Genomic DNA, 26,976 nt, shown 5'->3' on the forward strand with positions numbered 1-26,976 from the left:
TTTTAGCGGCAGGCCGGCAGCGGCTTGCGATGACCCGACGGCCCACTGGGGCGAGGCCCGGCGCCGCCCGGCAAGGCGCGCCGCAGATCGTGCCGCGCGGCGACGGCAACACGCGGCGGTTCTGCGTTTCGGGCGGCGTCGAACGATATGCGAAAGTTTTTTTGCCCTGTTCCAATTTTGTCGAACCCAGCCCGTCCCCGGCCCTGCCGGGGCTTCACACCGACAGGACGTCATCATGATTCAATTTGAACCGAAATTCATCACGTTCGACTGCTACGGCACGCTGACCCGCTTTCGCATGGCGGAGATGGCGCGCGAGGTCTATGCGGACCGGCTGTCGCCGGTGGACATGGAGCAATTCGTGCGCGCGTTCGCCGGCTACCGTCTCGACGAGGTGCTCGGTGCATGGAAGCCCTACCGCGACGTGGTGGTCAATGCGATCCGGCGTACCTGCAACCGGCTCGGCGTGAAGTTCGACGAAGCCGAGGCCGAGCTTTTCTATCTGGCGGTGCCGAGCTGGGGGCCGCATCCGGACGTGCCCGCGGGCCTCTCGCGGCTGGCCAGCAAATACAAGCTGGTGATCCTGTCGAACGCTTCGGACGATCAGATCATGAGCAACGTCGACAAGCTCGGCGCGCCGTTCCACGCGGTGTTCACCGCCCAGCAGGCCCAGTCGTACAAGCCGCGCATGCAGGGTTTCGAGTACATGTTCGGCAAGCTCGGCTGCAAGCCCGAAGACGTGCTGCACGTATCGTCGAGCCTGCGCTACGACCTGATGACCGCCGAGGATCTCGGCATCAAGCACAAGGCCTTCGTCAATCGCGGCCACGAACCCGGTACCCCGTTCTACAACTACTACGAGGTTTCCGACATCGGCCATCTCGCGACGCAGCTCGGCCTCTGAACGGCAGCGCGCCGGCAGGCGCGGCGCGCGGTGCGCCACACTTGCCGGTGGCGGGGTTCGAACGCGGCTCGGCACGGCCGTGGGGCTGTTTTCCCTCGCGCGTGCGATCAGCGCACGAATCGAGGGTAATTCCCAGGGCCGCGCCATTCAAGGCGAGGCTTCCCGGGCCGATATCCGTACCATTCGGTTAACCTCGGGAGGCCCCGCATGAAATTGTCCACGAAACTGCTGATGCTGGTCGCCGCCGCGCTGCTCGGCATCGTCCTGCTCGCCGCGTTGTCGCTGCACACGCTGCGCGGCGCCCTGGTCGACAGCCGCCGCGACGAGATCGTCATTCTTCTGGAGAAGGCCGAGCACCTCGTCGATTCGTATCGCGCGATGCAGGCTAGCGGCACGCTCACGCAGGAGCAGGCGCAGCAGCAGGCCAAGGCCGCGCTGTCGGCGCTCAACGCGAATTCGCGGAGCTACTACTGGGTGACGACGTCGGACGGCGTCAACCTGGTGCACCCGAACGCCAAGTTCATTGGCACGCGCGCCAAGGGTAACCGCACCACGGACGGCCTCACCGACAGCGAAGCCTATCGTGCCGGCATGGCCCGCGATCATTTCGCGCTCGTCGACGTGCTGGTCAAGCGCAGTCCCGACGCGCGGGCGGAGCCGAAGCTGCAGGGCGTGGTCGCCGTTCCCGGCTGGGATTGGTGGATCGGCACGGGCTTTTTCTACGACGACATCGACGCGGCCTTTACCCGGCTCGCCCTGTGGCTGGGTGCCATCACCCTGGTGATTGCCGCGGCGCTGGCGACCATTGCCTGGGGCGTGCTGCGCAGCGTCCGGCGCACCTTGGGCGGCGAGCCGGTGCAGGCCGCGCGGGTCGCGGCCCGCATCGCCGCCGGCGAGCTGGATGTGCGGTTCGACACGGCCCGCGCCGAGCCGGGCAGCCTGCTGGTGGCGCTCGGCGACATGAAGACGCGATTGAGCGAGACGATCGCCGAAATCCAGGCCACCACCCATTCGATCGCGCTCGGCGCGGGCGAGATCGCGCAGGGCAATCAGGACCTGTCGCAGCGCACCGAGCAGCAGGCGGCCTCCCTGCAGGAAACGGCGGCGAGCATGGAGCAGATCACCTCGACGGTCAAGCAGAACGCCGACAACGCGCGCCAGGCGAATGCACTGGTGAGCCAGGCGAAGGAGGCGACGGAGCTCGGCGGCGCGGCCGTGCGCGACGTGATTGAAACGATGCGCCTGATTTCGGACGGGTCGGTGCGGATCGCCGAGATCACCGTCGTGATCGAGAGCATCGCGTTCCAGACCAATATTCTCGCGCTCAACGCCGCGGTCGAGGCGGCCCGCGCCGGCGAGGAGGGGCGGGGGTTCGCCGTCGTGGCCTCGGAGGTTCGCTCGCTGGCGCAGCGCAGCGCGGCGGCCGCGAAGGATATCAAGGGCTTGATCGGGACCTCGGTCGAGCGGGTCGGCGACGGCAGCCGGCTGGTCGAGGCCGCGGGCGAGCGGATGACGGAGATCGTGCGCTCGATCGACCGGGTGGCCGGCATCATGGGCGAGATTTCCGCGGCGTCGGCCGAGCAGAGCACCGGCATCGAGCAGGTCGGCCTGGCCGTCGCGCAGATGGACGAAGTCACCCAGCAAAACGCCGCGCTCGTCGAGCAGGCCGCCGCCGCCGCGGCCTCGCTGGACGAGCAGGCGGCACGCCTGCGGTCCGCCGTTTCCGTCTTCAGGCTGGCGGCCTGACGGCCGGCGCGGTTCCCCGCGGACGCGGGGCCCGAGTCTGTCCGGCGCGCGCCTCCCGGGCGCGCCACGCCACGCATCCTCGCACGAGGACCGCGACCCGCCCACGAGAGCAGCCGCTCCCGTTCCCGCCTGGCCACGTGAACGCGCCGGCCGCCGCCGGCATGGGCATCGGCTTCATCCTCCGAAGCTTGCGCTCACAAGTATCCGGCATGCCTCCCGACACCCGGGCCCACGCGCGCGGCGACCGCGATCGCGGCTTCCCGGCTGAGACCGCCTGATCCTCGCCCCTCAATCATCCGATCTTTCCTTCCCCCGGCCTGCCCGCGCACGCAGCAAATCATGCTGCGCAGGCGGTTCAAAACGGTCGAATCGTATCGTGCGGGCGCGCCGAATCGCGACAACCACCATTTTGGCGATGCTTAAATGAATTGCATGTACACGACGTTGCACGCGCCACCAGCAGGCCGGCGCAGCGGGATTCTCGAATCAGGCTGGAACCCAGGACCCACTTTCCACAGTCAGGAGCAGTTCGGATGAGCGACGATATCGACAACGGCGGCAAGGGCGGCTTCACGCGCCGCGACATGATGCGGGCCATGGCGGCGAGCGGCATGATGGCCGCCGGCGGCACGGGCCTGCTCGCGGGCGCCGCGCCCGCCTTCGCCGAGCCGGCGCCCAAGCGCGGCGGCAAGATCCGGGTTGCGAACGAGTCCGGCTCGACGGCCGATACGCTGGATCCCGCCAAGGGCTCGACGGGCGCCGACTACATTCGTTTCTTCATGTTCTACAGCGGCCTCACGCAGCTCGATGCGAGCCTGACGCCGCAGATGAATCTCGCCGAGTCGCTGCAGACGACCGACGCGAAGACGTGGATCATCAAGCTTCGCAAGGGCGTCACCTTCCACGACGGAAAACCGGTCGGGCCGGCCGACGTGGTGTTCTCGCTGATGCGCCACAAGAACCCGGCCACCGCCTCGAAGGTCAGGCCGCTCGCCGAGCAGTTCGCCGACGTGAAGGCGAGCGGCCCGGACGAGGTCACCCTCACGCTCGTCAGCCCCAATGCCGACCTGCCGGTGATTCTCGCCACCCCGCAACTGGTGGTCGTCAAGGACGGCACCGCCGATTTCACCGCCGCCATCGGCTGCGGCCCCTACAAGCTCAAGTCGTTCAAGCCGGGCGTGTCGACCGTCGGCGTGCGCAACGACAGCTACTTCAAGCCCGGCATGCCCTACCTCGACGAGATCGAGCTGATCGGCATCAGCGACAGCGCCGCGCGCCTGAACGCGCTGCTGTCGGGCGACGTGCACCTGATCAACGCGATCGATCCGCGCTCGACGCAGCGGGTTGCCTCGACGCCCGGTTATGCGCTCAAGGAAACCAAGTCGGGGCTCTATACCGACCTGATCATGCGCAGCGAGAACCCGATCACCGCGAATCCCGACTTCGTCGAAGGGATGAAGTACCTGTTCGATCGCGAGCAGATCCGCTCGGCGGTGTTTCGCGGCTATGCGGTGATCGGCAACGACCAGCCGATTCCGCCCGGCCATCGCTACTTCAACGCCTCGCTGGCGCAGCGGCCTCACGACCCGGACAAGGCGAAGTTCCTGTTCCAGAAGGCCGGCGCGCTGGGCACCACGCTGCCGCCGATCTATGCGACGTCCGACGCGAACGGCTCGATCGAGATGGCGGTGCTGCTGCAGCAGGCCGGCCAGAAAATCGGGCTGAACCTGCAGGTCAACCGCGTCTCGCCCGACGGCTACTGGTCGAACCACTGGATGAAGCATCCGCTCGGCTTCGGCAACATCAACCCGCGCTCGAGCGCCGACGTGCTGTTCACCCAGTTCTTCAAGTCGGATGCGCCGTGGAACGAGTCGGGCTGGAAGAACGCGAAGTTCGACCAATTGCTGCTGGCCGCCCGTTCCGAAACCGACGACGCCAAGCGCAAGCAGATGTACGGCGAGATGCAGGTGATCGTCGCCCAGCAGGGGCGCGTGGGCATCCCGGCGTTCATCAGCTTCCTCGACGGCTATGACAAGCGGCTCTCGGGCCTGGCCTCGATACCGACCGGCGGGATGATGGGCTTCATGTTCGCCGAGCACGTGTGGTGGAACGCCTGACGCCGCCGCGCTCCAACGCCGCGCGGACGGCGCGGGCCACCGTGCCGGCCGCGTGCGATCCATTCCGGAGGGCCGCTTCATGAATCGAATCCTGCTCGGGCTGATCGGCCGGCGCATCGCCATCACCGCGGTGACGCTCCTGATCGTGTCCGGGATCATCTTCACGATGACCAACCTGCTGCCCGGCGACGCCGCGCAGGCCGCGCTCGGCCAGTCGGCGACGCCCGAAACGGTTGCCGCGCTGCGCCTGCAGTTCGGCCTCGACATGCCGGCCTACCTGCGCTACCTGCACTGGCTCGCGGGCTTGCTGCACGGCGATTTCGGCCGTTCGCTGTCGGGCGACATGCCGGTGGCCGAGATGATCGGTTCGCGCCTGCCGAAATCGCTCACGCTGGCGGCCATCACCACGGTCGTGTCGGTACCGGCGGCACTGCTGCTGGGCATCCTCGCGGCGGTCAAGCGCGAATCGATCGTCGATCGCCTGATCAGCCTCGGCACGCTGTCCCTGGTCGCGACCCCCGAGTTCCTGATCGCGACGCTGGCGGTGCTGGTATTCGCCGTGAAGCTGCGCTGGTTGTCCGCGCTCTCGTACGGCGGCTCGATCGACAGCCTGCACGACTTCCTGCGCGCCTACGCGATGCCGGTGCTGACCCTGTGCGCGGTCGTGATCGCCCAGATGGCGCGGATGACGCGGGCCGCGGTGCTCGAGCAGTTGAGCGCGTCCTATGTCGAGATGGCCGTGCTCAAGGGGGCGAGCCCCGCGCGCGTCGTGCTGCGCCATGCGCTGCCGAACGCGGTCGGGCCGATCGCCAACGCGATCGCGCTGAGCCTGTCCTATCTGCTCGGCGGCGTGATCGTGGTCGAGACGATCTTCAACTATCCGGGACTCGCCAGCCTGATGGTCGATGCCGTCAGCAATCGCGATTTCCCGCTGATCCAGGCCTGCACGCTGATCTTCTGCATCGCCTATCTGACGCTCGTGCTGCTCGCCGACCTCTGTTCGATCGTGTCCAACCCGAGATTGCGGACCTGAGCGGTCCGCCCCTTTCCGAGATGCCGCCCATGTACCCGACCGAACCCGTATCGCGCAGCAGCGCTGCGCCGCCGTCAGGCGATCCGCAGCTGGCCGGCGGCGGCGCGACACCGCCGGCCGCCCCGATTCCCGATCCGCCGCGCCGGCCGCGCGCGGCGCGCATGCCGCTGACCGCCGGCGGCCGCGTGGGGTTGGCGATGGTCGCCTCGATGCTGTGCATCGCCGTGTTCGCGCCGCTGCTCGCGCCGCACGACGTCGGCACGCTGGTCACGCAGGATGTGTTCGCGCCGTTCGGCGGCAAGCTGCCGCTCGGCTCGGATTACCTCGGCCGCGACATGCTGAGCCGGATTCTGTACGGCACCCGGCTGACCGTGCTGCTCGCGCTCGCGGCGGTGCTGCTCGCCGCGTTCACCGGCACCACGCTGGGCCTGCTCGCCACCGTGTCGGGCCGCGCGATCGACGAGACGATGAGCCGGCTGCTCGACGCGCTGACGTCGATTCCGTCGAAGATGTTCGCCCTGATGTTCGTCGCGGCGTTCGGCTCGTCGCTGCCCCTGCTGGTTCTCACCGCCGCGGTGAGCTACATGCCGGGGTCCTACCGGATCGCGCGCGCGCTGGCGGTCAACATCAGCACGCTCGAATTCGTGCAGGTGGCGCGGGCCCGCGGCGAGAGCGCGATGTACATCGCCTGCGTCGAGATGCTGCCGAACATGATCCACCCGATGCTCGCCGATACCGGGCTGCGCTTCACCTTCGTGGTGCTGCTGCTCAGCGGGCTCAGCTTTCTCGGGCTGGGGGTGCAGCCGCCCTATGCCGATCTCGGCTCGCTGGTGCGCGAGAACATCGCGAGCCTCGGCGACGGGTCGGCCGTGGCCATCATGCCCGCGCTGGCGATCGCGGTGCTCACGGTGGGCGTGAACCTGTTGATCGACGGCCTGCCGCATCGCGGCCGCCGCAAGGGTGCCGCCGGCGCCGCGGGAGGACACTGATGGCATACGAATCGAATCCGCTCGTCGAGGTGCGCGGGCTGCGCGTGGTCGGCGGGCGGCCGGGCGGCGAGGAGACGACCATCGTCGATGGCGTCGACTTCGAGATCCGGCGCGGCGAGGTGCTCGCGCTGATCGGCGAGTCCGGCTCCGGCAAGACCACCATCGCGCTGTCGCTGATGGGCCACGCGCGGGCCGGCTGCCGTATCGCCGGCGGCTCGGTCAGGCTCGCCGGCACGGACCTGTGCACGCTGTCCGCGTCCGCCCTGGCCGCGTTGCGTGGCCGCAAGGTGGCCTATATCGCGCAAAGCGCGGCCGCCGCCTTCAATCCGTCGCGCACGATCCTCGACCAGGTGATCGAGAGCGCGCTGATCCACCGGACGATGACCCGGCCGGCCGCCCGGGCGAAGGCCGTGGAATTGTTCCGCGCGCTCGCGTTGCCGGAGCCGGAGGCGATCGGCAAGCGCTATCCGCACCAGGTGTCGGGCGGCCAGTTGCAGCGCCTGATGGCCGCGATGGCGCTGATCACCGATCCGGAGCTGGTGATCCTCGACGAGCCGACCACCGCGCTCGACGTGACCACGCAGATCGACGTGCTGCAGGCCTTCAAGAGCGTGATCGGGCGGTACGGCATGAGCGCGGTGTACGTATCGCACGATCTGGCGGTAGTCGCGCAGATGGCCGACCGGATCGTGGTGCTGAGCGACGGCGTGATCCGCGAGGCGGGCGACACCGGGCAGATCCTGCACGCGCCGGCGCACCCGTACACGCGCAGCCTGGTCGCCGCGGTCACGCCCGGCGCGGGCGAGCGCGCCGAGAAGCCGGCGCCCGCCGCGCCGGCGCCGCTGCTCGAGGTGCGCGGCGCGGTGGCCGGTTATGGCGGCCGCGTCGCGAAGGGCAGGCCGGGGAAGCGGATCCTTCACGAAGTCGACCTGCGCATCGGGCGCGGCCAGACGGTCGGCGTGATCGGTGAGTCGGGGTCCGGAAAGACGACGCTCGCGAAGGTGATCGCGGGCCTCGTGCCGGCCACCTCCGGCGAGATCCTGCTGGACGGCGAGCCGCTCGCGCTCGACATCGGCAAGCGCACGAAGGAGCAGCACCGTCGCGTGCAGATCGTGTTCCAGAATGCCGACACCGCGCTGAACCCGGTGCATACCGTCGAGCGCACGCTGGCGCGGCCGCTCGCGTTCTATCACGGCATCAAGGGCGCGCCCGCGCGGCGGCGCGTGGCGGAACTGCTCGAGCTGGTGCGACTGCCGCACGCGGTGGCCGCGCGGCGCACGGGCGAGCTCTCCGGTGGTCAGAAACAGCGCGTGAACCTCGCGCGCGCGCTGGCGGCGCAACCCGACCTGATCCTCTGCGACGAGGTCACCTCGGCGCTCGATACGGTGGTGGGTGCCGCGATCATGGAGCTGCTGCGCGACCTGCAGGCCAAGCTGGGCGTGTCCTACGTGTTCATCACCCACGACATCGCGAAGGTGCGCGCGATCAGCGACGAGATCGTCGTGCTGTACGCGGGCCACCGCGTCGAGACCGGCAGCCGCGAGGCCCTGTGCGCCCCGCCTTACCACCCGTATGCGCACCTGCTGGTGTCGTCCGCGCCGGAGTTGCGCGCGGGCTGGCTCGACGAGGCGGCCGAGCGTTGCCATCGCCCGCTGGTGTCGATCGGCGACAGCGCGGAGCACGCCGGGCTGTGTCCGTTCCTGGCGCGCTGCGCGATGCGGGTCGACGGCCTGTGCAATCGCGTGGTGCCGCCGCTGCGCACGCTCGACAGCGGCGCCCGCGTGCTGTGCCATCGCAGCGGGGCCGATCTCGCGAGCTTCCAGGTCGAGCCCTCGGTCGAGGCCGTGCCGGCAGGACCGCTTGGCCTGTCGCGCGCGTGAGCCTCGCGGTGCCTGGCGTTGCGCATGACGTGCCGCCGAGCTGGGCAAAAACAGTGGATTGCACCTGCATCCCGCGCGAATACGCGACAACCGCGCTTTTTGCCGATGATTAAATGCTTGTCGAGGGACGATCGTCGATCGTCGACGCTGCACTGTTCGAGAAGGATCCGATGAAATTCGAATCGTACTGGCTGGATACGCGCCCCGAGTTTCGAGACGGTTGCGAGGGGCCCGTCGAAGGGCGCGCCGAGGTTGCCGTGATCGGCGGCGGCTTCACCGGCTTGTCGGCGGCGCTCGCGCTGGCCAGGCGCGGCGTCTCGGTGGTCGTGCTCGAGGCCGCGCAGGTGGCGGGCGAGGCGTCCGGACGCAATGGCGGGCAGTGCAACACCGGCGTGGCGCAGGATTACGCATCGCTCGTCGCACGCATTGGTGCCGAGCCCGCCAGGCAGTTCTATCGCGCCTACGAAAGCGCCGTGAAGAGCGTCGAGACGATCGTGACGGAGCACGCGATCGACTGCGATTTCCGGCGCGCGGGCAAGCTGAAGCTGGCCGCCAAGCCGGGCCATTTCGCGGCGCTCGCCGCCAGCTTCGACGCGCTGCGCCGCGACGTCGATCCGGACATCGAGCTGATCGAGCCCGGACGCATTCGCGACGAGATCGCCTCCGACGGCTTCCATGGCGGGCTGCTGCAGCACAAGGGCGTACAGATGCACATGGGCAAGTTCGGCGTCGGCCTCGCGCGGGCGGCCGCGCACGCGGGTGCACGCATCCACGAGCAGGCCGCCGTCACGCGGCTCGAACGGCTCGGCGGCGAGCGCCACGTCATCACCAGCACGCGCGGCACGCTGGTGGCCGAGCGCGTGCTGATCGCGACCGGCGCCTCGCAGCATGGCCCGTTCGGCTGGTTCAGGCGCCGCATCGCGCCGGTCGGCAGCTTCATCGTCGTGACCGAGCCGCTTCCGGAAAAGCAACTGCGGCGCTTGTTCCCGCATCGTCGGGCGTACGTGACATCGCGCCAGATCGGCAACTACTTTCGCGTGACGCCCGACGACCGGCTGCTGTTCGGCGGCCGCGCGCGCTTCGCGATGTCGAGCCCGCGCTCCGACGCGAAAAGCGGCGCGGTGCTGCGTGCCGGCATGGCCGAATACTTTCCCGAGCTGGCCGGGGTGCGGCTCGATTACTGCTGGGGCGGGCTGGTCGACATCACCGCCGATCGTCTGCCGCGCGCGGGCCAGCACGATGGACTCCATTACTCGATGGGCTATAGCGGCCACGGTGTGCAGATGTCGGTGCACATGGGCCAGGTGATGGCCGACGTGCTGTCTGGGGCGAGCGCGTCGAATCCGTGGCGCGAGCTCGACTGGCCGGCGATGCCGGGCCATTTCGGGCATGCGTGGTTCCTGCCGCTCGTCGGCGCGTATTACCGCATGCAGGATTGGCTGCATTGAAGCGCGCTCCGGGAGGATTCGACATGACAGCACGATTCGTTCGCCTGCCCGTGGCAGCCGCGCCGTGCGTGGCACGCTCCGTGTCGTCGGCGATCGGCGACGTGCTGCGCACCATCGACGCCTCGTTCGCGCAGCCGCTGAGCCTCGACACGCTCGCGGCCGTGGCCGGATTGAGCGTGTCGCGTTTCACCGCGCGTTTTCGCAATGAAGTCGGCTTGTCGCCGCATCGCTATCTGTGCCTGGTGCGGGTGCGGCGGGCGCAGGATCTGTTGTGCGACGGGCTCGCTCCGTCGCTGGTCGCGACCGAGGTCGGCTTTTTCGATCAAAGCCATCTGTGCCGGCACTTTCGGCGCGTGCTCGGCGTCACGCCGCGCGATTTCGTGATCGGGCGTCCCGGCGGCGCTTCCGCACGACGGCCGTCGATGCGCACGCGAGCCGAATGCCACGATGCGTCCCGCCATGCCGCCTAGCCGCTCGCGGTTCGCGCCGAGGCTTTTCGCGCAGGGCGGCCGCGCGGCCGCCGCTACCGTCATTCCGGCTCCGACGCCGGCATGTCTTCCACCCACTTCGCGCGACGCGCAGGAGCAAGCATGACCGCAGCCTTGGTGTTGCACCGTGCCGACGGCACGCCTTTCCCGACCGTCTTTCGCAGGCAGGCATGCGGCGAGGCGGATCCTTTCGCACCTTATCGCGAGATCGCGTGGCAGGGACCGGACGCGATGGCCGTGGGTCGTATCGACTTCACGGGCGCCCTCGATGTCCCGAGCTTTCCCCATATCGAGACCATCGTGGTCGTCGAGGGCGTGCTGACGATCGACGTGGACGGCGCCGAGCCATGCGTGCTCGGGCCGCGCGAGGGCGTCGTCATCGGCGCCGGCACGGCCTTGCGCGTCAGCGCGCCCGCTGCGGTGCGCCTGCTGTTTTGCTCGGCGGGGTGCGCGCGCCCGACCAAGCGCGGGGTGTTCCGGCTGCGGGCCGATGCCGACTTCAAGCCATCCGGCTCGCTGCCGCCGGAGGTGCTGCTCGGCCCGGCGCCGCAATGCCGCAGCGACAACGTGTTCGTCGAGGACGGCGCCGGCTGCTGCGCGGGCACCTGGGATTCGACGCCCTATCACCGGATCGTCCGCCCGCATCGTGTCAACGAGTTCATGCAACTGCTGTCCGGCGGCGTGCGTTTCGCCGCGCCCGACGGCAGCGTGCTGTCGCTCGGCGCCGGCGACGCGCTGTTCGTGCCGCGCGGCGCGTCGATCGGGTGGGAAAGCAGCGAGCGCGTGGCGAAATTCTTCGTCGTGCAGAACCTTGACGTATCGAACGAACGAGACTGAACATGTCCCCTCCGCTGCGCCAACTGGAAACCTCGTCGGTACTGCCGGCCACCGCGGATGTCGTCGTGATCGGCGGCGGCATCATCGGCGCGTTCACCGCCTACTACCTGGCACGGCGCGGCGTGTCGGTGGCCCTGGTCGAAAAGGGGCGCATCGGCGCCGAGCAGTCCAGCCGCAACTGGGGCTGGTGCCGCCAGCAGAACCGCGATGCGCGCGAATTGCCGATGGCGAGCAAGAGCCTCGATCTCTGGGAGCGATTCGCCCTCGAATCGGGAGAGGACCCGGGCTTTCATCGCTGCGGGCTGCTGTACCTGAGCAACGACGAGGCCGAGCTCGCCCGCTGGTCCAGCTGGGGCGAGTTCGCGAAGACTGCCGGCGTGACCACCTACATGCTCGACAGCCGGCAGGCCGGCGAGCGCGGGCGCGCGACCGGGCGGCAATGGAAGGGTGGGGTGTTCTCGCCGAGCGACGGCACCGCCGATCCGGCGAAGGCGGCGCCCGCCGCGGCGGCCGCCGCCATGAAGCTGGGCGGCAGCATCCATCAGCGGTGCGCCGCGCGCGGCATCGAGTTCGAGGGCGGGCGGGTCAGCGGCGTCGTCACGGAAGCCGGCGTCATCAAGACCCGTACCGCCGTGCTCGCCGGCGGGGCGTGGGCATCCTCGTTCTGCCGCCAGCTCGGTATCCGTTTTCCGCAGGCCTCGGTCCGTCAGTCGATCCTCAGCGTTTCGCCGGTGGCGCATCGCTTGCCGGACGCCCTGTACACCTCCGGCGTATCCGTGACGCGTCGCGGCGACGGGCGGTATGCCTTGGCCATCAGCGGCCGCGCACGGGTGGACCTGACACCGCAGTTCCTGCGCTTCGCGCCGCAATTCCTGCCGATGTTCGCCAAGCGCTGGCGCAATCTCCTGCCGGGCGGGCTCGAGGGTGTGCGCGGCGGCCACGAGACCTTGACGCGCTGGCGGCTCGATGCGCCGACCCCGATGGAGCGGGTGCGCATCCTCGATCCGAAGCCCGACCGGCCGACCGTGGCCGAAACCTACCGGCGCGCGGTCGAGTTGCTGCCCGAGTTGCGCGAATCGACCATCACGCATGCCTGGGCCGGCTTCGTCGACAGCACGCCCGACGGCGTGCCGGGAATCGGCGAGGTGCCGGGCATGCCGGGCTTGATCCTCGCCGCCGGCTTTTCCGGGCACGGCTTCGGCATCGGCCCGGGCGCGGGGCACTTGATCGCGGATCTCGCCACCGGCATGGCGCCGATCGTGGACCCCGTCCCGTATCGTCCCGCCCGCTTCAACGATGCCAGCCGGAGCAAGGTGGCGGATTTCTGATTCGAGGCAATCGGGTGAACCAGGATCGCGCCGCGCCCGAATACGGGGCGGCTTGCTTCCCGGTACGCCAATCGAGGAGTGTGATGCGTTTCAGTTCCTATTGGCTCGACACCTGCGAGCCATTCGCCGGCCGCTCCCGGGAGTTGCCCGGCGGAAGTTGCGACGTGCTGGTGGTGGGCGCGGGCATTACCGGATCGGCGGCCGCATTGGCGCTGGCCAGGAAAGGCGCGAGCGTGGTCGTCTGCGAGGCGGGCACGGTCGGTCAGGCGGCATCCGGGCGCAACGGCGGCATGTGCAACAACGGGTTCGCGCAGGATTACGCCTCCCTGTCGAGTCGCCTGGGGACGGAATTGGCCAACCGCCTCTATCTCGCGTTCGATGCGGGCGTGGACATGGTGGAACGGCTGATCCGCGAGGAATCGATCGACTGCGATTTCGCGCGCTTCGGCAAGCTCAAGCTCGCCGCCAAGCCCGAGCACTACGACAGGCTGGTGCGCAGCCAGGCCTTGCTGGCCGCCGGCGTGGATCCCGATACGCGCGTGGTGTCGAAGGCGGAACTGCGTGACGAGATCGGCTCGGACCGTTATCACGGCGGCTTGCTTCTGAGCAAGAGCGCGGGCATGCACGTGGGCCGCTACGTGCGCGGCCTGGCGAATGCCGCGCAGGCGCGCGGTGCGCATGTCCTCGAACACACGCCGGTTCTCGGCCTGGCGCGGCAAGCGGGCGGGGCCTACGTGGCGCGCACGCCGCTCGGCGCGATCCGCGCTCGCCAGGTGCTGCTCGCCAGCGGCATTTCGCAGATCGGGCCGTTTGGCTGGATCCGGCGCAGGATCGTGCCGGTCGGCGCCTTCATCATCGTCACGGAACCCTTGCCGCGTGCCGTGCTCGATCGACTGCTGCCGACCCGCCGGATGGTCACCGACACCCGGAATTTCGTCAATTTCTTCCGCGAGACGCCCGACGGGCGGCTGCTGTTCGGGGGCCGTGCGCGATTTGCCGCGTCCGATCCGCGATCGGATGAAAAGAGCGGACGGATTCTGCAAAGGCAGATGGTCGCCGTGTTCCCCGAGCTGGCCACGGCGCGCATCGATTATTGCTGGGGCGGCATGGTCGACATGACGGCCAACCGGCTGCCGCGCGCGGGCGAGCGCGACGGCATGTATTACTCGATGGGCTACAGCGGCCACGGAACGCACATGGCCACCCTGATGGGCACCTTGATGGCGGAGATCATGGACGGGCGCGCCGATCTGAATCCATGGAGCAGTTTCGATTGGCCGGCGATTCCCGGCCATTTCGGCAAACCATGGTTCCTGCCGATGGTCGGCGCATGGTATCGAATCAAGGACTTCCTGCAATGAATGCACGTGTCGATTCAACGATTTCCCGCCTGGCGCAGGCGGGAAGACTGGACGGCTTCTTCGTCGGCGGCGACTGGGTGAGGCCCGAGGGCGGCGCACGGGCCGAACTGGTCTGCCCGTCCACCGAGGACAGGCTGTGCGAGATCCCGCTCGGCAGCGCCCGTGACGCCGAGCGCGCCGTGCAGGCCGCGCGGGACGCGTTCGAGGGCTGGGCCGCCACCTCGCCCGCGCAGCGCGCCGCGCTGCTCGGGCGCATGCATGCCTTGATGCTGGCGCGCGCCGAGCAGTTCGCGATGGCGCTCACGATGGAAATGGGCGCGCCGATCGGCTATGCGCGCGGTGCCCATGTGCCGCTCGCGGCGGAACATATCCGCGTCGCACGCGACAACCTGGCGGACTACCCCTTCATCAGGCGGCGCGGAACGACCGCGATCGCGCGCGAGCCGATCGGCGTGTGCGCGCTGATCACGCCGTGGAACTGGCCGATCTACCAAATCACGGCCAAGGTCGCGCCGGCGCTGGCTGCAGGCTGCACGGTCGTGCTCAAGCCCAGCGAGCTGTCGCCTCTCAGCGCGATATTGTTCGCGGAACTGGTCGCGGATGCCGGCGTGCCGGCGGGGGTGTTCAACCTGGTCAGCGGCAGCGGCGAACAGGTGGGGGCCGCGCTGTCCTGTCACCCGGAGGTCGACATGGTGTCGATCACCGGCTCGACCCGGGCGGGCGTGCTGGTCGCGCAGGCGGCCGCGCCAACCGTCAAGCGCGTCGCGCAGGAGCTGGGCGGCAAGTCGCCGAACCTGGTGTTGCCGGATGCGGACCTGCAGCGGGCGATCGCGCCCGGCGTGGCCGCCGCGTTTCGCAACATGGGGCAATCATGCAGCGCGCCGACCCGCATGATCGTGCCGCGCGGCGCGCTCGGCCAGGTCGAGGCACTGGCCGAGCGGGCAATGCAGGACATGGTCGTCGGCGATCCGTTCGAGGCGGCCACCACGCATGGGCCGCTGGCCAATCGCGCCCAGTTCGAGCGGGTCGCGCGAATGATCGAGGCGGGCCTGGACGACGGGGCGAAGCTCGTCGCCGGCGGCCCCGGACGGCCCGCGGGATACGACCGCGGCTTCTATGCGCGGCCGACGATCTTTTCCGAGGTGCGCACGGACATGACGATCGCGCAGCAGGAAATCTTCGGCCCGGTTCTCGCGATCCTGCCTTACGACAGCGTCGACGAGGCGGTCGCCATCGCGAACGATACGGTCTACGGGCTCGGCGCCCATGTGCAGGGCACCGACCGGGAGCGCGTGCGCGAGGTGGCCGCCCGGATCCGGGCGGGACAGGTGCATCTGAACTATCCGGCATGGGACCCGCAGGCGCCGTTCGGCGGCTACAAGCAGTCCGGCAATGGGCGCGAGTACGGTATCGAGGGCATGGAGGAGTACATGGAGATCAAGTCGATCGTCGGTTTCTACGACTGATTCTTTACGACTGATGCGTGCGCCGCGCCGATCGGACCGCGGCTGAGAGTAAAAGCGTCCCACCTTTCGAAGGTACCGAAATTGGACAATCCCGTCATTCCGGATTCCTGGCTGCAAGACCATCATGCACACTGGGCGCAACTGCGGCGCGACCTGCATGCGCATCCCGAGCTGCGATTCGAGGAGCACCGGACGGCCGACGTCGTCGCCCGCGAGCTCGAGGCGCTCGGTTATGCGGTGTCGCGCGGGCTGGGCGGCACCGGCGTCGTAGCCAGCCTGCCGGGCGCGGACCCGGGCCGCGGCATCGTGTTGCGTGCCGACCTGGACGCGTTGCCGATCCAGGAAGCCAACGATTTCGCGCACGCATCGTGCGCGCACGGGATCATGCACGCATGCGGCCATGACGGTCATACGGTGATGCTGCTCGGGGCCGCGCGCGCGATGAAGGCGCTGCCGCAGTTGCCCGGTACCGTCCACTTCGTGTTTCAACCGGGAGAGGAGGGCGGCGCCGGCGCGCGCAAGATGATCGACGACGGGCTCTTCGAGCAATGTCCGACGGAAGCGGTATTCGGCATGCACAACTGGCCTGGTCTGCCGGCGGGGCACTTCGGGCTGCGCACCGGCCCGATCATGGCGGCGGGTTCGCGCTTCAGGATCAAGGTCACCGGCAAGGGGGCCCATGCGGCGCAGCCGCATCTGGGCATCGATCCCATACCGCTGGCCTGCTCGATGGTGCTGCAGTGCCAGACCATCGCGGCACGGCACAAGGATCCCGTCGACCCCGCCGTCATTTCCGTGTGCATGTTCCAGGCAGGCACGACGGACAACGTCATTCCCGACACGGCGGAACTGCGCGGCACGATCCGCACGCTGTCGTCGGCGTTGCAGCAGAAGCTGCAGACGGACGTTCAACTGGCGTGTGCCGGACTTGCCCGCGCCTACGGCGCGCAGGTCGACGTGGAATTCTTCCAGTACTATCCGGCGACGGTCAATGCGCCGGCCGAGACGGCATTGTGCGAAGCGGTGATTCGCGAGACCTTCGGTGAAGCACGTCTTCGTCGCGACGTGCCGCCGAACATGACCTCCGAGGATTTCGGCTTCATGCTGGAAGAGCGGCCCGGCGCCTACGTGTTGATCGGCAATGCGCGGGCCGGCGCTGCCGCCCCGGCACTGCATCATCCGAAATACGACTTCAACGACGACATCATTTCGGCGGGCGTTCGATACTGGGTCGCCCTGGCACGGCATTACTTCATGCGCTCACCGTGAACTTCGTTCGTGGCGAGCGGCTTTGGCGGGATGAACGGTCCGTGACGGACGACGTGTCGCGTGCCCATGAGCCGCGAAGTTACCGAACCTCGACACCTGGTTCGCCGTTGACGACGGGCGCGGAATTCACGTCGCCTTGCACCAGTCGACCGACTTCCTGGAAGACCATGTCCGCCAGCTCGGCGGGCACGCCCCAGTAATCGAAGATGCCGCCGGCGGCGCTGTTCTGCCCGCAGGTCACGAATACGCCCGTACCGAAGCGGCGCTTGAGATGCGTGGCGAGCCAGCCGACGAAGCCGCTGTTGTCGGCGTCCTCGGGAAAATGGAAGCGGAACAGGCCGAAGCGCTCGTATCGTGTCTCGTCGCACGGAACCAGCTGGCTCCAGACGTGATCGTCGCGCACCAAGGCAAGCGCGTCGCTTCTCGCCGCGTCGGGAAACCGGTCCAGCGGAAATTCGTCGAAACGGTACAAACCGGGATAGACGACCAACTGCGCCTGCGTGATGACGCGCCGCAGGCGCAACTCGGTTTGTTCGGCGGTTTCGCGTGAAATATCGACCATCGGGGCACTCTCGATGAACTCGCGCGGCGATCGTCTCATCGCCGGCGACCTGCGGTTCGCTCGGGCCGGATGGCCGGAGCGCGCCGTTTTGCTCGCTGTATGGCTCGTCGTGTCGCGATGCTCGGCTGGCAACAATCTAACACTCGACTTTCGCGGGGGAATTTGATAATTCCGAAGACTGACTTCGGCGTTTTCGAAGTCGGGCGTCAAGCCGAGGTATCGGCGTTCCGTTTGCCTTGTCGGCCGATGGCTTCGCGCACCGCGTCCAGAACGAGTTCGACAAGCCGCTCGTGGGCCGGGCTGGCGTCGCTGTCGGCGCGGTACAGCGCGAGCGCAATGCTGGGCAGTGCCGGCAGGCCCAGCGCGGCGTGATCGAGCACCTCCACACCATGCGGCACGGCCACGGCGGTGCGCACGGCCACGCCGAGCCCCGCCTCGGCTGCCGCCCACATGCCGGACAGGCTTGGCGTCGAAAACACCAGGTTCCAGGCGATTCCAGCCTTGTCCAAGGCCGAAATGGCGGCGGCGCGGAATGGGCAGGGCTGCTCGAACACGATCAGCGGAACCGGGCCCGCCGCGAGCGTTTCCAGATCGAGCAAGTCCGGGCGGCCGATCCATGCCATCGGGACGTCGGAGATCGGGTATTCGCGCGACGCCGGATCGCCGTCGTTCCAGGCGAGCGCGACATCGAGCGCGCCCTTGAGGACCTTGTGCTTCAAGGGTGCGCTGCGCTCGACGTGCATCTCGACCCGCACCTTCGGATGGGCCCGAGTGAACCGCCCCAGCACGCCCGGCAGGAACGTATCGGCGAAATCCTGCGGCATGCCGAGCCGAATCCAGCCTTCGAGCTCGGTGCCGCGAACCGTGTCGAGCGCCTCGTCGTTCAGTTCGAGCAGACGCCGCGCATACCCGAGCAAGGCCTCGCCGGCGGCGGTCAGCGCGAGGCCTCTTCCGGTGCGTCGCACCAGTTGCGCGCCGACCTGATCCTCGAGCTTCCGTAGTTGGGTGCTCACGGCGGATTGGGAACGTCCGAGCCGCTCCGCGGCACGTGCGAAGCTGCCCAGTTGGAAACCGAGGACGAAGGTCCGCAGCACGTCCATGTCGAGATTGGTTCGAGCAGCCATGTATCGAAATACTTGCGATGGAGGTGGTCGAGCGCGACCCATGTCGGGTTGGGATTATCGCACGCTGCATCGCTTCATCCGCCTCGGCCGGCCGTGTCACGCACGGGGCTCGGATTCCGTTTGCCGATGCACGCATGCCGGTGGTCTTGCCGTGCCGGCAAGGCCACGAAGCGATGTATCGCGGGAGGCAACCCAACCGAACAATCGCGACATGCGACGAGCCGCAGGCGGTGCGAGGCGAGCTGGCCGACGACGACATGAGCCACGCCACTCGGCTGCGCGACCCGCGGCGGCGCGCGTCGATTGCCCGCGCCCCTTACCGCAGCACGGCTTCGGCAACGCCGGCCAGCGCACCGAGCAGGACGACCGCGAGCGGGGGTATTTTCCAGCGAGCCAGCAGGAAAAATCCGATCGCCGCGACGGCGAAGTCGATCGAGGCGTTCACCGCGCTGGTCCACACGGGCGAGTAGAGCGCGCTTGCCAGCAGCCCGACGACCGCCGCGTTGACGCCGGCAAGCACCGCCGCCATGGCGGGCCGGGCCCGCCACGCCTGCCAATAGGGCAGCGCGGCAAGCACGAGCAGCAGCCCGGGCAGGAAGATGCCGAGCGTGGCCAGTAGCGCACCGGCCCAATGATTCGGTGCCGCGGGCATGATCCAGCCTAGGAAGGCGGCGAAGGTGAAGAGCGGGCCCGGCACCGCCTGCGCGGCGCCATAGCCGGCGAGGAAGGCGTTCGGCGAGACCCAGCCGGTCGCCACCGTTTGTTGTTGCAGCAGCGGCAGCACCACATGGCCGCCCCCGAACACCAGCGCGCCCGAGCGGTAGAAGCCGTCGAACACGGAAAGGGCGCGGCTCGCAGTCGATGGCGCCAGGGTCGGCAGCCCGGCCAGCAAAACGCAGAACAGCAGCAGCGCGATACCGCCTGCCCGTCGCGACACCCTGAATGCATCCGCGTGAAGCTGCCTGCGGTTCGTGCCCGGCAAGGTCGCGCCCCTGCAGAGCAGAAGACCGAGCGCCGCGCCGAGGGCGATCCCGATCAGTTGCGCATACACCGTTCTCAGGACCGCCAGCAGGGCGAGTGTCGCGAGCGCGATAAAGGCCCGGCGGCGATCGGGACAGAGTCGCCGCGCCATGTCCCACACGGCTTGCGCGACCACGGCGACGGCCACCAGCTTGAGGCCGTGAACCAGGCCTTCGCCCAGCGGGCCGCCCAGGCTCGGGGCCAGGGCCGCGAAGGCGATCAGCAGCAGGACGGAGGGCAGGGTGAATCCGAGCCAGGCGGCCAGCCCTCCGAGCCAGCCGGCCCGCAGCAGGCCGATGGAGAAGCCGACCTGGCTGCTGGCCGGCCCCGGAAGGAACTGGCACAAGCCGACCAGATCCGAATAGGCCTCGTCGTCCAGCCATCGGCGGCGCTCGACGAACTCGCGGCGGAAGTAGGCCAGATGCGCGACGGGACCGCCGAAGCTGCTCAGCCCCAGCTTGAGGAAGACCGCGAGAACCTCGGACGCCGTGCCGCCGCGCGGCGGGTTCGACGAGGGCATGCGATCGGCGTCCATGGGTATCGGAATCTCAAGGATGAAAGTTCGTCGCGCGTGGGAGGCGCCGGGTGGTTCGACGCGGGAGCCGGGATGGCGAGTCCGGCCAAGTCATCGCGAGGTTCCGCTACGCAGTGGACAGGGCCTCGCCAACGGCCACGCCAGGCGGCCTCATTCCGCGTCCCGCTTCAGCGCGCCGCCGACCCATCGCGCTTCGGAGGCCATCAGATGGGCCCGCATCGCGGTCTGCGCGGCGATCGGGTCGCCCGACTGCAACGCACGCAGGATTTCCCGATGTTCGTTGACTGCATCGGTCCAGGTTTGCGCGCTTTCGGTATGGCCGCGCATCGCCGCGGCGATCGGGTCGTGGCGGCTGTCGAACAGCTCGCCCACGAAACGCGCCAGCACCGAATTGCCGGCCGCCTCGGCGATCAGCATGTGGAATTGCCGGTCGGCATCCACCGGCGTCTTGCCGGCCGCGGCGAACCGGTGCATGCGGTCCACCGTTCGCTTCAATCGATCGGCCAGGGCGGCCGTCATGCGCGCAGCCGCCAGCGCCGCGACGCTGCCCTCGATGGCCGCGCGCGCCTGCATCAGCTCCGAAGGGCTGTCGCCCAGCGCGCCCACAGCGCTTTCATCGTCGGCGCCGGGATCGCGCACATAGACGCCCGAGCCCACACGGATCTCGACGCGGCCGCCGATCTCCAGCGCGATCAGCGCCTCGCGCAAGGACGGACGCGACACGCCCAACCTTAGCGCGAGCTCGCGCTCGGCCGGCAAGCGCTCGCCGACGGGAAACTCACCCTGGCGAATCAGCGTGAGGATATCGGCGGCTATCGATTGGTAAAGCCGCTTGGGCTCTTGTGATTTCATAAACAGCCAGCATCCAGTCCACGGAAAACGCCTGGAATAGCGTCGTGGCGCAGTCTAGCAGCGGCCGATGCCGCCCCGCAAATGTGCCGTCGGCGGCATGCCGCCGGATTTGGTCAGGTCAATTTGTAAATTTACAAATTGGCTTGACCGATCTGGGAGATTGCGTTTTAATGTGCCGAAATTGGACTGGCCAGCGGCACGAGGCCAGCCGTCACAGGAGACAGGATGAGCACGCCTCGCAGCCAGCGGGACCTTGCCGGCAAGTCGAACCACCTGGCCGCGGATCGCGAGATCCTGCGACTGGAGAGCATCCGCAAGCAGTTTCCCGGCGTCATCGCGCTCGATGGCGTGAACCTCGACCTGCGCTGCGGCGAGGTGCACGCCATCTGCGGCGAAAACGGCGCGGGCAAGTCGACGCTGATGAAGATCATCAGCGGCCAGTACCGCCCGGACGGCGGCAGCATCCGGTATCGCGGCGAGGCGGTGGAGTTCCGCTCCACCTCCGATGCGCAGGCGGCCGGCATCGCGATCATCCACCAGGAACTGAACCTGGTTCCGGACCTGTCCATCGCCGAGAACCTCTACCTGGCGCGCGAGCCCAAGCGCGGCCCCTTCGTCGACCGGCGCCGGCTCAACGCGGATGCCGCGGCATGCCTGGCGCGTATCGGGCTCTCGCTTGCGCCCACCACGAAGGTCGGCGCGCTGTCCATCGCGCAGCAGCAGATGGTGGAAATCGCCAAGGCGCTGTCGCTCGATGCGCAGGTGCTGATCATGGACGAGCCGACGTCCTCGCTGACCGAATCGGAAACCGTCCATCTGTTTCGCATCATCAAGGAATTGCGCGCCGAGGGCGTGGCCATCCTCTACATCTCGCATCGTCTCGACGAGATGGCGGAGGTGGTCGATCGCGTCACGGTGCTGCGCGACGGCCGCCATATCTCGACCGACGATTTCGCCGCGCTCACCGTCAACGACGTGGTGGCGCGCATGGTGGGGCGTTCGCTCGACGATGCCTATCCGCGGCGGCAATCGGTGCCGACCGCCGAGGTGCTGCTGAGCGTCGACGGCCTGCGGCGAGCAGGGGTGTTCGGGCCGCTGTCCTTCGAGTTGCGCAAGGGCGAGATCCTCGGTTTCGCCGGGCTGATGGGCGCGGGCCGCACCGAGGTGGCGCGCGCCATCTTCGGTGCCGATCCGCTCGACGGCGGAACGGTGTCGCTGCACGGCCGCCCGGTCACGATCCGCTCGCCGCGCGAGGCGATCCGCCATGGCATCGCCTACCTCTCGGAAGACCGCAAGAAGGAAGGCCTGGCGCTGGGCATGCCGGTCGCCGCCAACGTGACGCTGGCCAACGTGCGCGGCGTGGCCTCGCGCGCCGGCTTCCTGCGCTTCCACGAGGAGGCGCGCGTGGCCGAGCGCTACGTGCAGGAGCTGGCGATCCGCACGCCCTCGGTCAACCAGGTCGCGCGCAATCTTTCCGGCGGCAACCAGCAGAAGGTCGTGATCGGCAAGTGGCTCTATCGCGGCTCGCGGATCCTGTTCTTCGACGAGCCCACGCGGGGCATCGACGTCGGCGCGAAGTTCGCGATCTACGGCCTGATGGACCGGCTCGCCGCCGAGGGCGTGGGCGTGGTGCTGATCAGCTCGGAGCTGCCGGAGCTGCTCGGCATGACGGACCGCATCGCCGTGTTTCACGAAGGCCGCATCACTGCCGTGCTCGACACGGCACACACCAGTCAGGAGGAGATCATGCACTACGCTTCGGGGCGCACCCATGCTTGAAATGACATCGGATCGCACTCACACCGCCAATCGATCCGCCCAGCAGCGGCGACGCGAACTCATTCAGAAATTCGCGGCGCTGGGCAGCCTCGTGATTCTCGTGATCGCGTTCTCGATCACGAGCACCGCGTTCTTCTCGGTCGACAACCTGATGACGGTGGGCCTGCAGGTCACCTCGATCGCCTATCTCGGCGTGGCTGCAACCTGCGTGATCATCACCGGCGGCATCGATCTGTCGGTCGGCTCGGTGCTGGCGCTGGCCGGCGTGTGCGCGGCGCTGCTCGCCAAGACCGGCGTGCCGGTGCCGCTGGCGATGCTGGGCGGGGTCCTGGTCGGCGCGCTGTGCGGCTTCATCAACGGTATCTGCGTCACGCGCATGGGCCTGCCGCCGTTCATCGCCACGCTCGGCATGATGCTGGTCGCGCGCGGCATGGCGCTGCAGATCACCGGCGCGCGTCCCGTGTCCGACCTCGGCGACGCCTTCGGCGCGCTCGGCAACGGCGCCTTGTTCCGCGTCTCCCATCTCGGGCCCGACGGTTTCCCCGATACCACCTTCCCGGGCATTCCCTACCCGGTGGTGATCATGATCCTGCTGTTCGTGGTGGTTTCCGTGCTGCTGTCGAGGACCTCGCTCGGCCGCCACATCTACGCGGTCGGATCGAACGCCGAGGCGGCGCGGCTTTCCGGCGTCAACGTGCAGGGCGTCAAGCTGTTCACCTACGTGCTGTCGGGCGTGCTGGCCGGCGTCACCGGCTGCGTGCTGATGTCCCGGCTGGTGACCGGGCAGCCCAACGAAGGGGTGATGTACGAACTCGACGCGATCGCCAGCTCGGTGATCGGCGGCACCTCGCTGATGGGCGGCGTCGGCACCATTTCCGGCACCGCCATCGGCGCCTTCGTGATCGGCGTGCTGCGCAACGGGCTGAACATGAACGGCGTGTCCAGCTTCATCCAGCAGATCATCATCGGCGTGGTGATCCTCGGCACGGTCTGGATCGACCAGCTTCGCAACCGCAAGCGCTGAACCCAGTCGCACAGGCAGTCATAAGAAGTCCAACCACCAAAGACAGGAGCGAGACATGAAGACATTCCCGATGCTGGCGGCCTCCGCGCTGCTATGGGCCGCGTTCAGTACCGGCGCCCAGGCGGCGGGCGGCGAGATCGCCGTGATCGTCAAGACGGTCAATTCCAACTATTGGCAGAACGTGCAGAAGGGCGCCAACGCGGCGCTGGCCGACCGGAAGGGCTACACCATGACGTTCCAGGGCCCGGCGGCCGAATCGGATATCGCCGACGAGGTGAACATGGTGGTCAACGCGGTGAACCGGCATGTGGCGGGCATCGTGCTGGCGCCGTCCGATCCCGACGCGCTGGTGCCGGCCATCAAGCAGGCCTGGAACGCGCATATCCCGGTGGTCCTGATCGATTCGGCGATTTCTCCTTCCGGCAAGTCGTATTACCAGTCCTTCCTCTCGACCGACAACGAGAAGGCCGGCGAGCTTTGCGCGCAGGCCCTGATCGACCGCGTCGGGCAGACCGGCAAGATCGCGATCATGTCCTACGTGCCGGGCGCCGGCTCCGAGGTGAGCCGCGTCGGCGGCTTCCGCAAGTACATCGCCAGCCACTCCAAGCTGCAGGTGGTGGGGCCGTACTACTCGCAGTCGCAGATGGCGATGGCGCTGAACCAGACCACCGACGTGCTGTCGGCCAACCCCGACCTGAAGGGCATCTTCGGCGCCAACGAGCCGACCGCGGTGGGCGTCGGGCGCGCGCTCAAGCAGACGGGCAAGGCCGGCAAGGTGGTGGCGATCGGCTTCGACGGCAACGAGGACCTGCAAGGCTTCGTGCGCGACGGCACGATGCAGGCGATCGCGGTGCAGGGTTCGTGGCAGATGGGGCACAAGGGCATCGAGACGGTGATCGGCGTGATCGAGCGCAAGCCGGTGCCCAAGCAGATCGATACGGGCGTGGTGATGGTCGACAAGCAGAACCTCGATTCGCAGCAGGCGAAGAACGTCCTCTACTGACGAATGGCGGCGACCCGCGCCTTGGCACGGGCACGGGTCCCGTCGACGATTCGGCACAACGAATTCATGAATTCCTACCGCTCATGAAGGCAAGCGCAATACGCACCCTGCCGCGCAGCGGGCTGACGCTGACGGCGCTCGGCCTCGGCTGCTCGCAGTTCGGCGGGCTCTACCAGCCGATGGCGGCAGCCGACGCCGCCGCGCTGGCCGACGCCGCCTGGTCCGCGGGCCTGCGCTACTTCGATACCGCGCCGTTCTACGGCTATACGCTTTCCGAGCGGCGTGTCGGGCAGGCGCTCGGCGCGCGCGAGCGCGGCGCCTATACGCTGAGCACGAAGGTGGGCCGGCTGATGCGCCCCGACGCCAGCGTCAGGCCCGGCGACGACAACTGGGCCGAGCCGCTGCCGTTTCGCCCGGTGTTCGACTACAGCTACGACGGCATCATGCGTTCCTACGAGGACAGTCTGCAGCGTCTCGGGCTGGCGCGCATCGACCTGCTCTACGTGCACGATATCGGCCGCATGACCCATGGCGGGCAGCACGCGCGGCACTGGGCGCAACTGACCGAGGGCGGCGGTTTTCGCGCCTTGCTGGCGTTGCGCGCCGGCGGCGAGATCGGCGGCATCGGGCTGGGCGTCAACGAATGGCAAGTGGCCGCCGACGCGCTCGACGAGGCCGAGCTCGACGCGATCCTGCTGGCGGGCCGCTACACGCTGCTGGAGCAGGGCGCGCTGGCGCCCCTGCTCGACGCCTGCTCGCGCCTGGGCACTGCGATCGTGGTCGGTGGCGTTTTCAATTCGGGCGTGCTGGTGGGCAACGGCAAGTTCAACTATGCGCGGGCGAGCGCCGACATCCTGGAGAAGGTCAGCCGGCTGTCGGCCGTATGCGCGCGCTTCGAGGTGCCGCTGCCCGCGGCCTCGCTGCAATTTCCCTTCGCGCACCCGGCCGTGGCGTCGTGCCTGGTCGGCGCGAGCGATGCAGCGCAACTGCAGCAGAACATCGCCTGGCTGGAACGGCCGATACCCGACGAACTCTGGCGCGCGCTGCGCGAGGCCGGGCTGGTCGATGCCCGCGCGCCGCTGCCCGGGGAGGCGACCTGATGTTCCCGCCGACCATCCGGCTGGTCGACGCGCCCGGCGAGCCGACTGTTTTCCATTCATGAGGACCTCTACATGCTCAGCGTAATCTGCGAATCTCCCGGCGTGCTGCGCGCGCACCAATCCGAGCTGCCCGAGCGCAAGGCCGGGGAGGTGCTGCTGCGTGTGAGCCGGGTCGGTATCTGCGGCACCGACCTCCATATCTTCACCGGCAACCAGCCCTACCTCGAATACCCGCGCGTGATGGGCCACGAGCTGTCCGGCGTGGTCGTCGAGGCCGACGGCGATGCCGGGCTCGCCGCCGGCGACGGCGTGTACGTGATGCCCTATCTGTCCTGCGGGCACTGCGTGGCCTGCCGACAGGGCAAGACCAACTGCTGCGTGAACATCAAGGTGCTCGGCGTGCATCGCGACGGCGCGATGACCGAGTACCTGAGCGTGCCGGCCCAGTTCGTCCACAAGGCCGAAGGCGTGTCGCTCGACCAGGCGGCCATGCTCGAATTCCTCGCGATCGGCGCGCACGCGGTGCGGCGCGCCAGGGTGGAGGCGGGGCAGCGGGTGCTGGTGGTGGGCGCCGGGCCGATCGGCATGGCGGCCATGATCTTCGCGAAGCTGCGCGGCGGCAAGGTCGTGTGTCTGGACACGCGCGCCGACCGGCTCGAATTCTGCCGCTCGCAGCTCGACGTGGACGCCGCCGTGCCGGTCGGTCCCGACGACACGGCACGGCTTTCCTCGCTGACGAACGGCGAGTTCTTCGACGTGGTGTTCGATGCCACCGGCAACGTCGACGCGATGAACCGCGGCTTCGGCTTCGTGGCGCACGGCGGCACCTACACGCTCATTTCGATCGTGCCCGGCACGATCAGCTTTTCCGATCCGGAGTTCCACAAGCGGGAGACCACCCTGCTCGCCAGCCGCAACGCCACCGCCGAGGATTTCGAAACGGTGCTCGAGGCGATGCGCGCCGGCCGGATTCCGGACCAGGCGCTCAACACGCATCGACTGCGCCTGGCCGAGCTGCCCGATACGTTTCCGCGTTTGCTCGAACCGGGGCAAACGGTGGTGAAGGCGCTGGTCGAATGCTGAAGCGCGCCGCTGCTCAACCAGGACCGCC

22 protein-coding genes are annotated in these 26,976 nt (G+C 68.5%); 18 read left to right on the forward strand and 4 right to left on the reverse strand.

The window, feature by feature from the left end:
* The first annotated feature begins 235 nt into the window (after positions 1-235).
* From FB600_RS25755 to FB600_RS25815, 13 genes are all read left to right on the forward strand, one after another.
* Positions 236-904, forward strand: a complete 669-nt coding sequence (locus tag FB600_RS25755) for a haloacid dehalogenase type II (RefSeq protein WP_145757582.1) — start codon at positions 236-238, stop codon at positions 902-904.
* Between the two features lie 207 nt (positions 905-1,111).
* On the forward strand, positions 1,112-2,650 hold the full coding sequence (locus tag FB600_RS25760; protein WP_145757581.1) for a methyl-accepting chemotaxis protein: 1,539 nt from the start codon (positions 1,112-1,114) through the stop codon (positions 2,648-2,650).
* Positions 2,651-3,183: 533 nt separating this feature from the next.
* Positions 3,184-4,767, forward strand: coding sequence for an ABC transporter substrate-binding protein (locus FB600_RS25765; RefSeq protein ID WP_096752662.1), 1,584 nt, complete (start codon positions 3,184-3,186; stop codon positions 4,765-4,767).
* A 79-nt stretch (positions 4,768-4,846) separates the two neighbouring features.
* A complete protein-coding gene (locus FB600_RS25770; RefSeq protein WP_013689607.1) occupies positions 4,847-5,800 on the forward strand; it encodes an ABC transporter permease in 954 nt (317 codons plus the stop codon).
* Positions 5,801-5,829: 29 nt separating this feature from the next.
* Entirely contained in the window at positions 5,830-6,789 is a 960-nt protein-coding gene (locus tag FB600_RS25775) for an ABC transporter permease (protein WP_145757580.1), read from the forward strand.
* Entirely contained in the window at positions 6,789-8,669 is a 1,881-nt protein-coding gene (locus FB600_RS25780) for an ABC transporter ATP-binding protein (RefSeq protein ID WP_145757579.1), read from the forward strand. Before FB600_RS25775 ends, FB600_RS25780 begins: the two co-directional genes overlap by 1 nt.
* 170 nt (positions 8,670-8,839) lie before the next feature.
* Positions 8,840-10,117 (forward strand): NAD(P)/FAD-dependent oxidoreductase, encoded by a 1,278-nt coding sequence (locus FB600_RS25785; protein WP_046580489.1) that lies wholly within the window; start codon positions 8,840-8,842, stop codon positions 10,115-10,117.
* Between the two features lie 23 nt (positions 10,118-10,140).
* Complete coding sequence (locus FB600_RS25790) at positions 10,141-10,587, forward strand: helix-turn-helix domain-containing protein (RefSeq protein ID WP_096752665.1); 447 nt, start codon at positions 10,141-10,143, stop codon at positions 10,585-10,587.
* 120 nt (positions 10,588-10,707) lie between these two features.
* A complete protein-coding gene (locus FB600_RS25795; RefSeq protein WP_096752666.1) occupies positions 10,708-11,442 on the forward strand; it encodes a cupin domain-containing protein in 735 nt (244 codons plus the stop codon).
* Between the two features lie 2 nt (positions 11,443-11,444).
* Positions 11,445-12,770 (forward strand): NAD(P)/FAD-dependent oxidoreductase, encoded by a 1,326-nt coding sequence (locus FB600_RS25800; RefSeq protein ID WP_046580394.1) that lies wholly within the window; start codon positions 11,445-11,447, stop codon positions 12,768-12,770.
* Between the two features lie 83 nt (positions 12,771-12,853).
* On the forward strand, positions 12,854-14,131 hold the full coding sequence (locus FB600_RS25805) for an NAD(P)/FAD-dependent oxidoreductase (RefSeq protein WP_145757578.1): 1,278 nt from the start codon (positions 12,854-12,856) through the stop codon (positions 14,129-14,131).
* Entirely contained in the window at positions 14,128-15,597 is a 1,470-nt protein-coding gene (locus FB600_RS25810; RefSeq protein ID WP_096752667.1) for an aldehyde dehydrogenase family protein, read from the forward strand. The genes FB600_RS25805 and FB600_RS25810 overlap by 4 nt, the downstream gene beginning before the upstream one ends.
* An 81-nt stretch (positions 15,598-15,678) precedes the next feature.
* A complete protein-coding gene (locus tag FB600_RS25815) occupies positions 15,679-16,866 on the forward strand; it encodes a M20 aminoacylase family protein (RefSeq protein WP_145757577.1) in 1,188 nt (395 codons plus the stop codon).
* 79 nt (positions 16,867-16,945) lie between these two features.
* Here the strand turns inward: FB600_RS25815 and FB600_RS25820 are convergent, their stop codons facing one another.
* The 4 genes from FB600_RS25820 to FB600_RS25835 all read right to left on the reverse strand — a co-directional run bounded on the left by FB600_RS25820 (position 16,946) and on the right by FB600_RS25835 (position 20,959).
* Entirely contained in the window at positions 16,946-17,638 is a 693-nt protein-coding gene (locus FB600_RS25820; RefSeq protein WP_233632219.1) for a DUF6196 family protein, read from the reverse strand.
* Positions 17,635-18,552, reverse strand: a complete 918-nt coding sequence (locus FB600_RS25825; RefSeq protein WP_145757576.1) for a LysR substrate-binding domain-containing protein — start codon at positions 18,550-18,552, stop codon at positions 17,635-17,637. The genes FB600_RS25820 and FB600_RS25825 overlap by 4 nt, the downstream gene beginning before the upstream one ends.
* 316 nt (positions 18,553-18,868) lie before the next feature.
* The gene (gene chrA, locus FB600_RS25830) at positions 18,869-20,107 is read right to left on the reverse strand and encodes a chromate efflux transporter (RefSeq protein WP_186467880.1); all 1,239 of its coding nucleotides are present in this window, start codon (positions 20,105-20,107) and stop codon (positions 18,869-18,871) included.
* 150 nt (positions 20,108-20,257) lie between these two features.
* Positions 20,258-20,959 (reverse strand): FadR/GntR family transcriptional regulator, encoded by a 702-nt coding sequence (locus FB600_RS25835; protein ID WP_046580387.1) that lies wholly within the window; start codon positions 20,957-20,959, stop codon positions 20,258-20,260.
* A 225-nt stretch (positions 20,960-21,184) separates the two neighbouring features.
* Here FB600_RS25835 and FB600_RS25840 point away from each other — a divergent pair, with 225 nt between their 5' ends.
* The 5 genes from FB600_RS25840 (at position 21,185) to FB600_RS25860 (ending at position 26,948) form a co-directional block, all read left to right on the forward strand.
* Positions 21,185-22,738, forward strand: coding sequence for a sugar ABC transporter ATP-binding protein (locus FB600_RS25840; RefSeq protein WP_046580386.1), 1,554 nt, complete (start codon positions 21,185-21,187; stop codon positions 22,736-22,738).
* Positions 22,731-23,762, forward strand: coding sequence for an ABC transporter permease (locus FB600_RS25845; RefSeq protein ID WP_098151756.1), 1,032 nt, complete (start codon positions 22,731-22,733; stop codon positions 23,760-23,762). The genes FB600_RS25840 and FB600_RS25845 overlap by 8 nt, the downstream gene beginning before the upstream one ends.
* Before the next feature lie 55 nt (positions 23,763-23,817).
* The gene (locus FB600_RS25850; RefSeq protein ID WP_046580384.1) at positions 23,818-24,765 is read left to right on the forward strand and encodes an ABC transporter substrate-binding protein; all 948 of its coding nucleotides are present in this window, start codon (positions 23,818-23,820) and stop codon (positions 24,763-24,765) included.
* An 83-nt stretch (positions 24,766-24,848) separates the two neighbouring features.
* A complete protein-coding gene (locus FB600_RS25855; RefSeq protein WP_145757575.1) occupies positions 24,849-25,865 on the forward strand; it encodes an aldo/keto reductase in 1,017 nt (338 codons plus the stop codon).
* A gap of 72 nt (positions 25,866-25,937) precedes the next feature.
* Positions 25,938-26,948: a zinc-binding alcohol dehydrogenase family protein gene (locus FB600_RS25860; RefSeq protein WP_013689624.1), complete on the forward strand. Its 1,011-nt coding sequence runs from the start codon at positions 25,938-25,940 to the stop codon at positions 26,946-26,948.
* Positions 26,949-26,976: the final 28 nt, after the last annotated feature.

It is taken from the genome of Burkholderia sp. SJZ089, assembly GCF_007828315.1.
Classification (GTDB): domain Bacteria; phylum Pseudomonadota; class Gammaproteobacteria; order Burkholderiales; family Burkholderiaceae; genus Burkholderia; species Burkholderia gladioli.

Bases quoted from the DNA above. Each gene is read 5' to 3' on its own strand.
- FB600_RS25755 (WP_145757582.1), top strand. From the start codon at position 236: ATGATTCAATTTGAACCGAAATTCATCACGTTCGACTGCTACGGCACG.
- FB600_RS25760 (WP_145757581.1), top strand. From the start codon at position 1,112: ATGAAATTGTCCACGAAACTGCTGATGCTGGTCGCCGCCGCGCTGCTC.
- FB600_RS25765 (WP_096752662.1), top strand. From the start codon at position 3,184: ATGAGCGACGATATCGACAACGGCGGCAAGGGCGGCTTCACGCGCCGC.
- FB600_RS25770 (WP_013689607.1), top strand. From the start codon at position 4,847: ATGAATCGAATCCTGCTCGGGCTGATCGGCCGGCGCATCGCCATCACC.
- FB600_RS25775 (WP_145757580.1), top strand. From the start codon at position 5,830: ATGTACCCGACCGAACCCGTATCGCGCAGCAGCGCTGCGCCGCCGTCA.
- FB600_RS25780 (WP_145757579.1), top strand. From the start codon at position 6,789: ATGGCATACGAATCGAATCCGCTCGTCGAGGTGCGCGGGCTGCGCGTG.
- FB600_RS25785 (WP_046580489.1), top strand. From the start codon at position 8,840: ATGAAATTCGAATCGTACTGGCTGGATACGCGCCCCGAGTTTCGAGAC.
- FB600_RS25790 (WP_096752665.1), top strand. From the start codon at position 10,141: ATGACAGCACGATTCGTTCGCCTGCCCGTGGCAGCCGCGCCGTGCGTG.
- FB600_RS25795 (WP_096752666.1), top strand. From the start codon at position 10,708: ATGACCGCAGCCTTGGTGTTGCACCGTGCCGACGGCACGCCTTTCCCG.
- FB600_RS25800 (WP_046580394.1), top strand. From the start codon at position 11,445: ATGTCCCCTCCGCTGCGCCAACTGGAAACCTCGTCGGTACTGCCGGCC.
- FB600_RS25805 (WP_145757578.1), top strand. From the start codon at position 12,854: ATGCGTTTCAGTTCCTATTGGCTCGACACCTGCGAGCCATTCGCCGGC.
- FB600_RS25810 (WP_096752667.1), top strand. From the start codon at position 14,128: ATGAATGCACGTGTCGATTCAACGATTTCCCGCCTGGCGCAGGCGGGA.
- FB600_RS25825 (WP_145757576.1), bottom strand. From the start codon at position 18,552: ATGGCTGCTCGAACCAATCTCGACATGGACGTGCTGCGGACCTTCGTC.
- chrA (WP_186467880.1), bottom strand. From the start codon at position 20,107: ATGGACGCCGATCGCATGCCCTCGTCGAACCCGCCGCGCGGCGGCACG.
- FB600_RS25835 (WP_046580387.1), bottom strand. From the start codon at position 20,959: ATGAAATCACAAGAGCCCAAGCGGCTTTACCAATCGATAGCCGCCGAT.
- FB600_RS25840 (WP_046580386.1), top strand. From the start codon at position 21,185: ATGAGCACGCCTCGCAGCCAGCGGGACCTTGCCGGCAAGTCGAACCAC.
- FB600_RS25845 (WP_098151756.1), top strand. From the start codon at position 22,731: ATGCTTGAAATGACATCGGATCGCACTCACACCGCCAATCGATCCGCC.
- FB600_RS25850 (WP_046580384.1), top strand. From the start codon at position 23,818: ATGAAGACATTCCCGATGCTGGCGGCCTCCGCGCTGCTATGGGCCGCG.
- FB600_RS25855 (WP_145757575.1), top strand. From the start codon at position 24,849: ATGAAGGCAAGCGCAATACGCACCCTGCCGCGCAGCGGGCTGACGCTG.
- FB600_RS25860 (WP_013689624.1), top strand. From the start codon at position 25,938: ATGCTCAGCGTAATCTGCGAATCTCCCGGCGTGCTGCGCGCGCACCAA.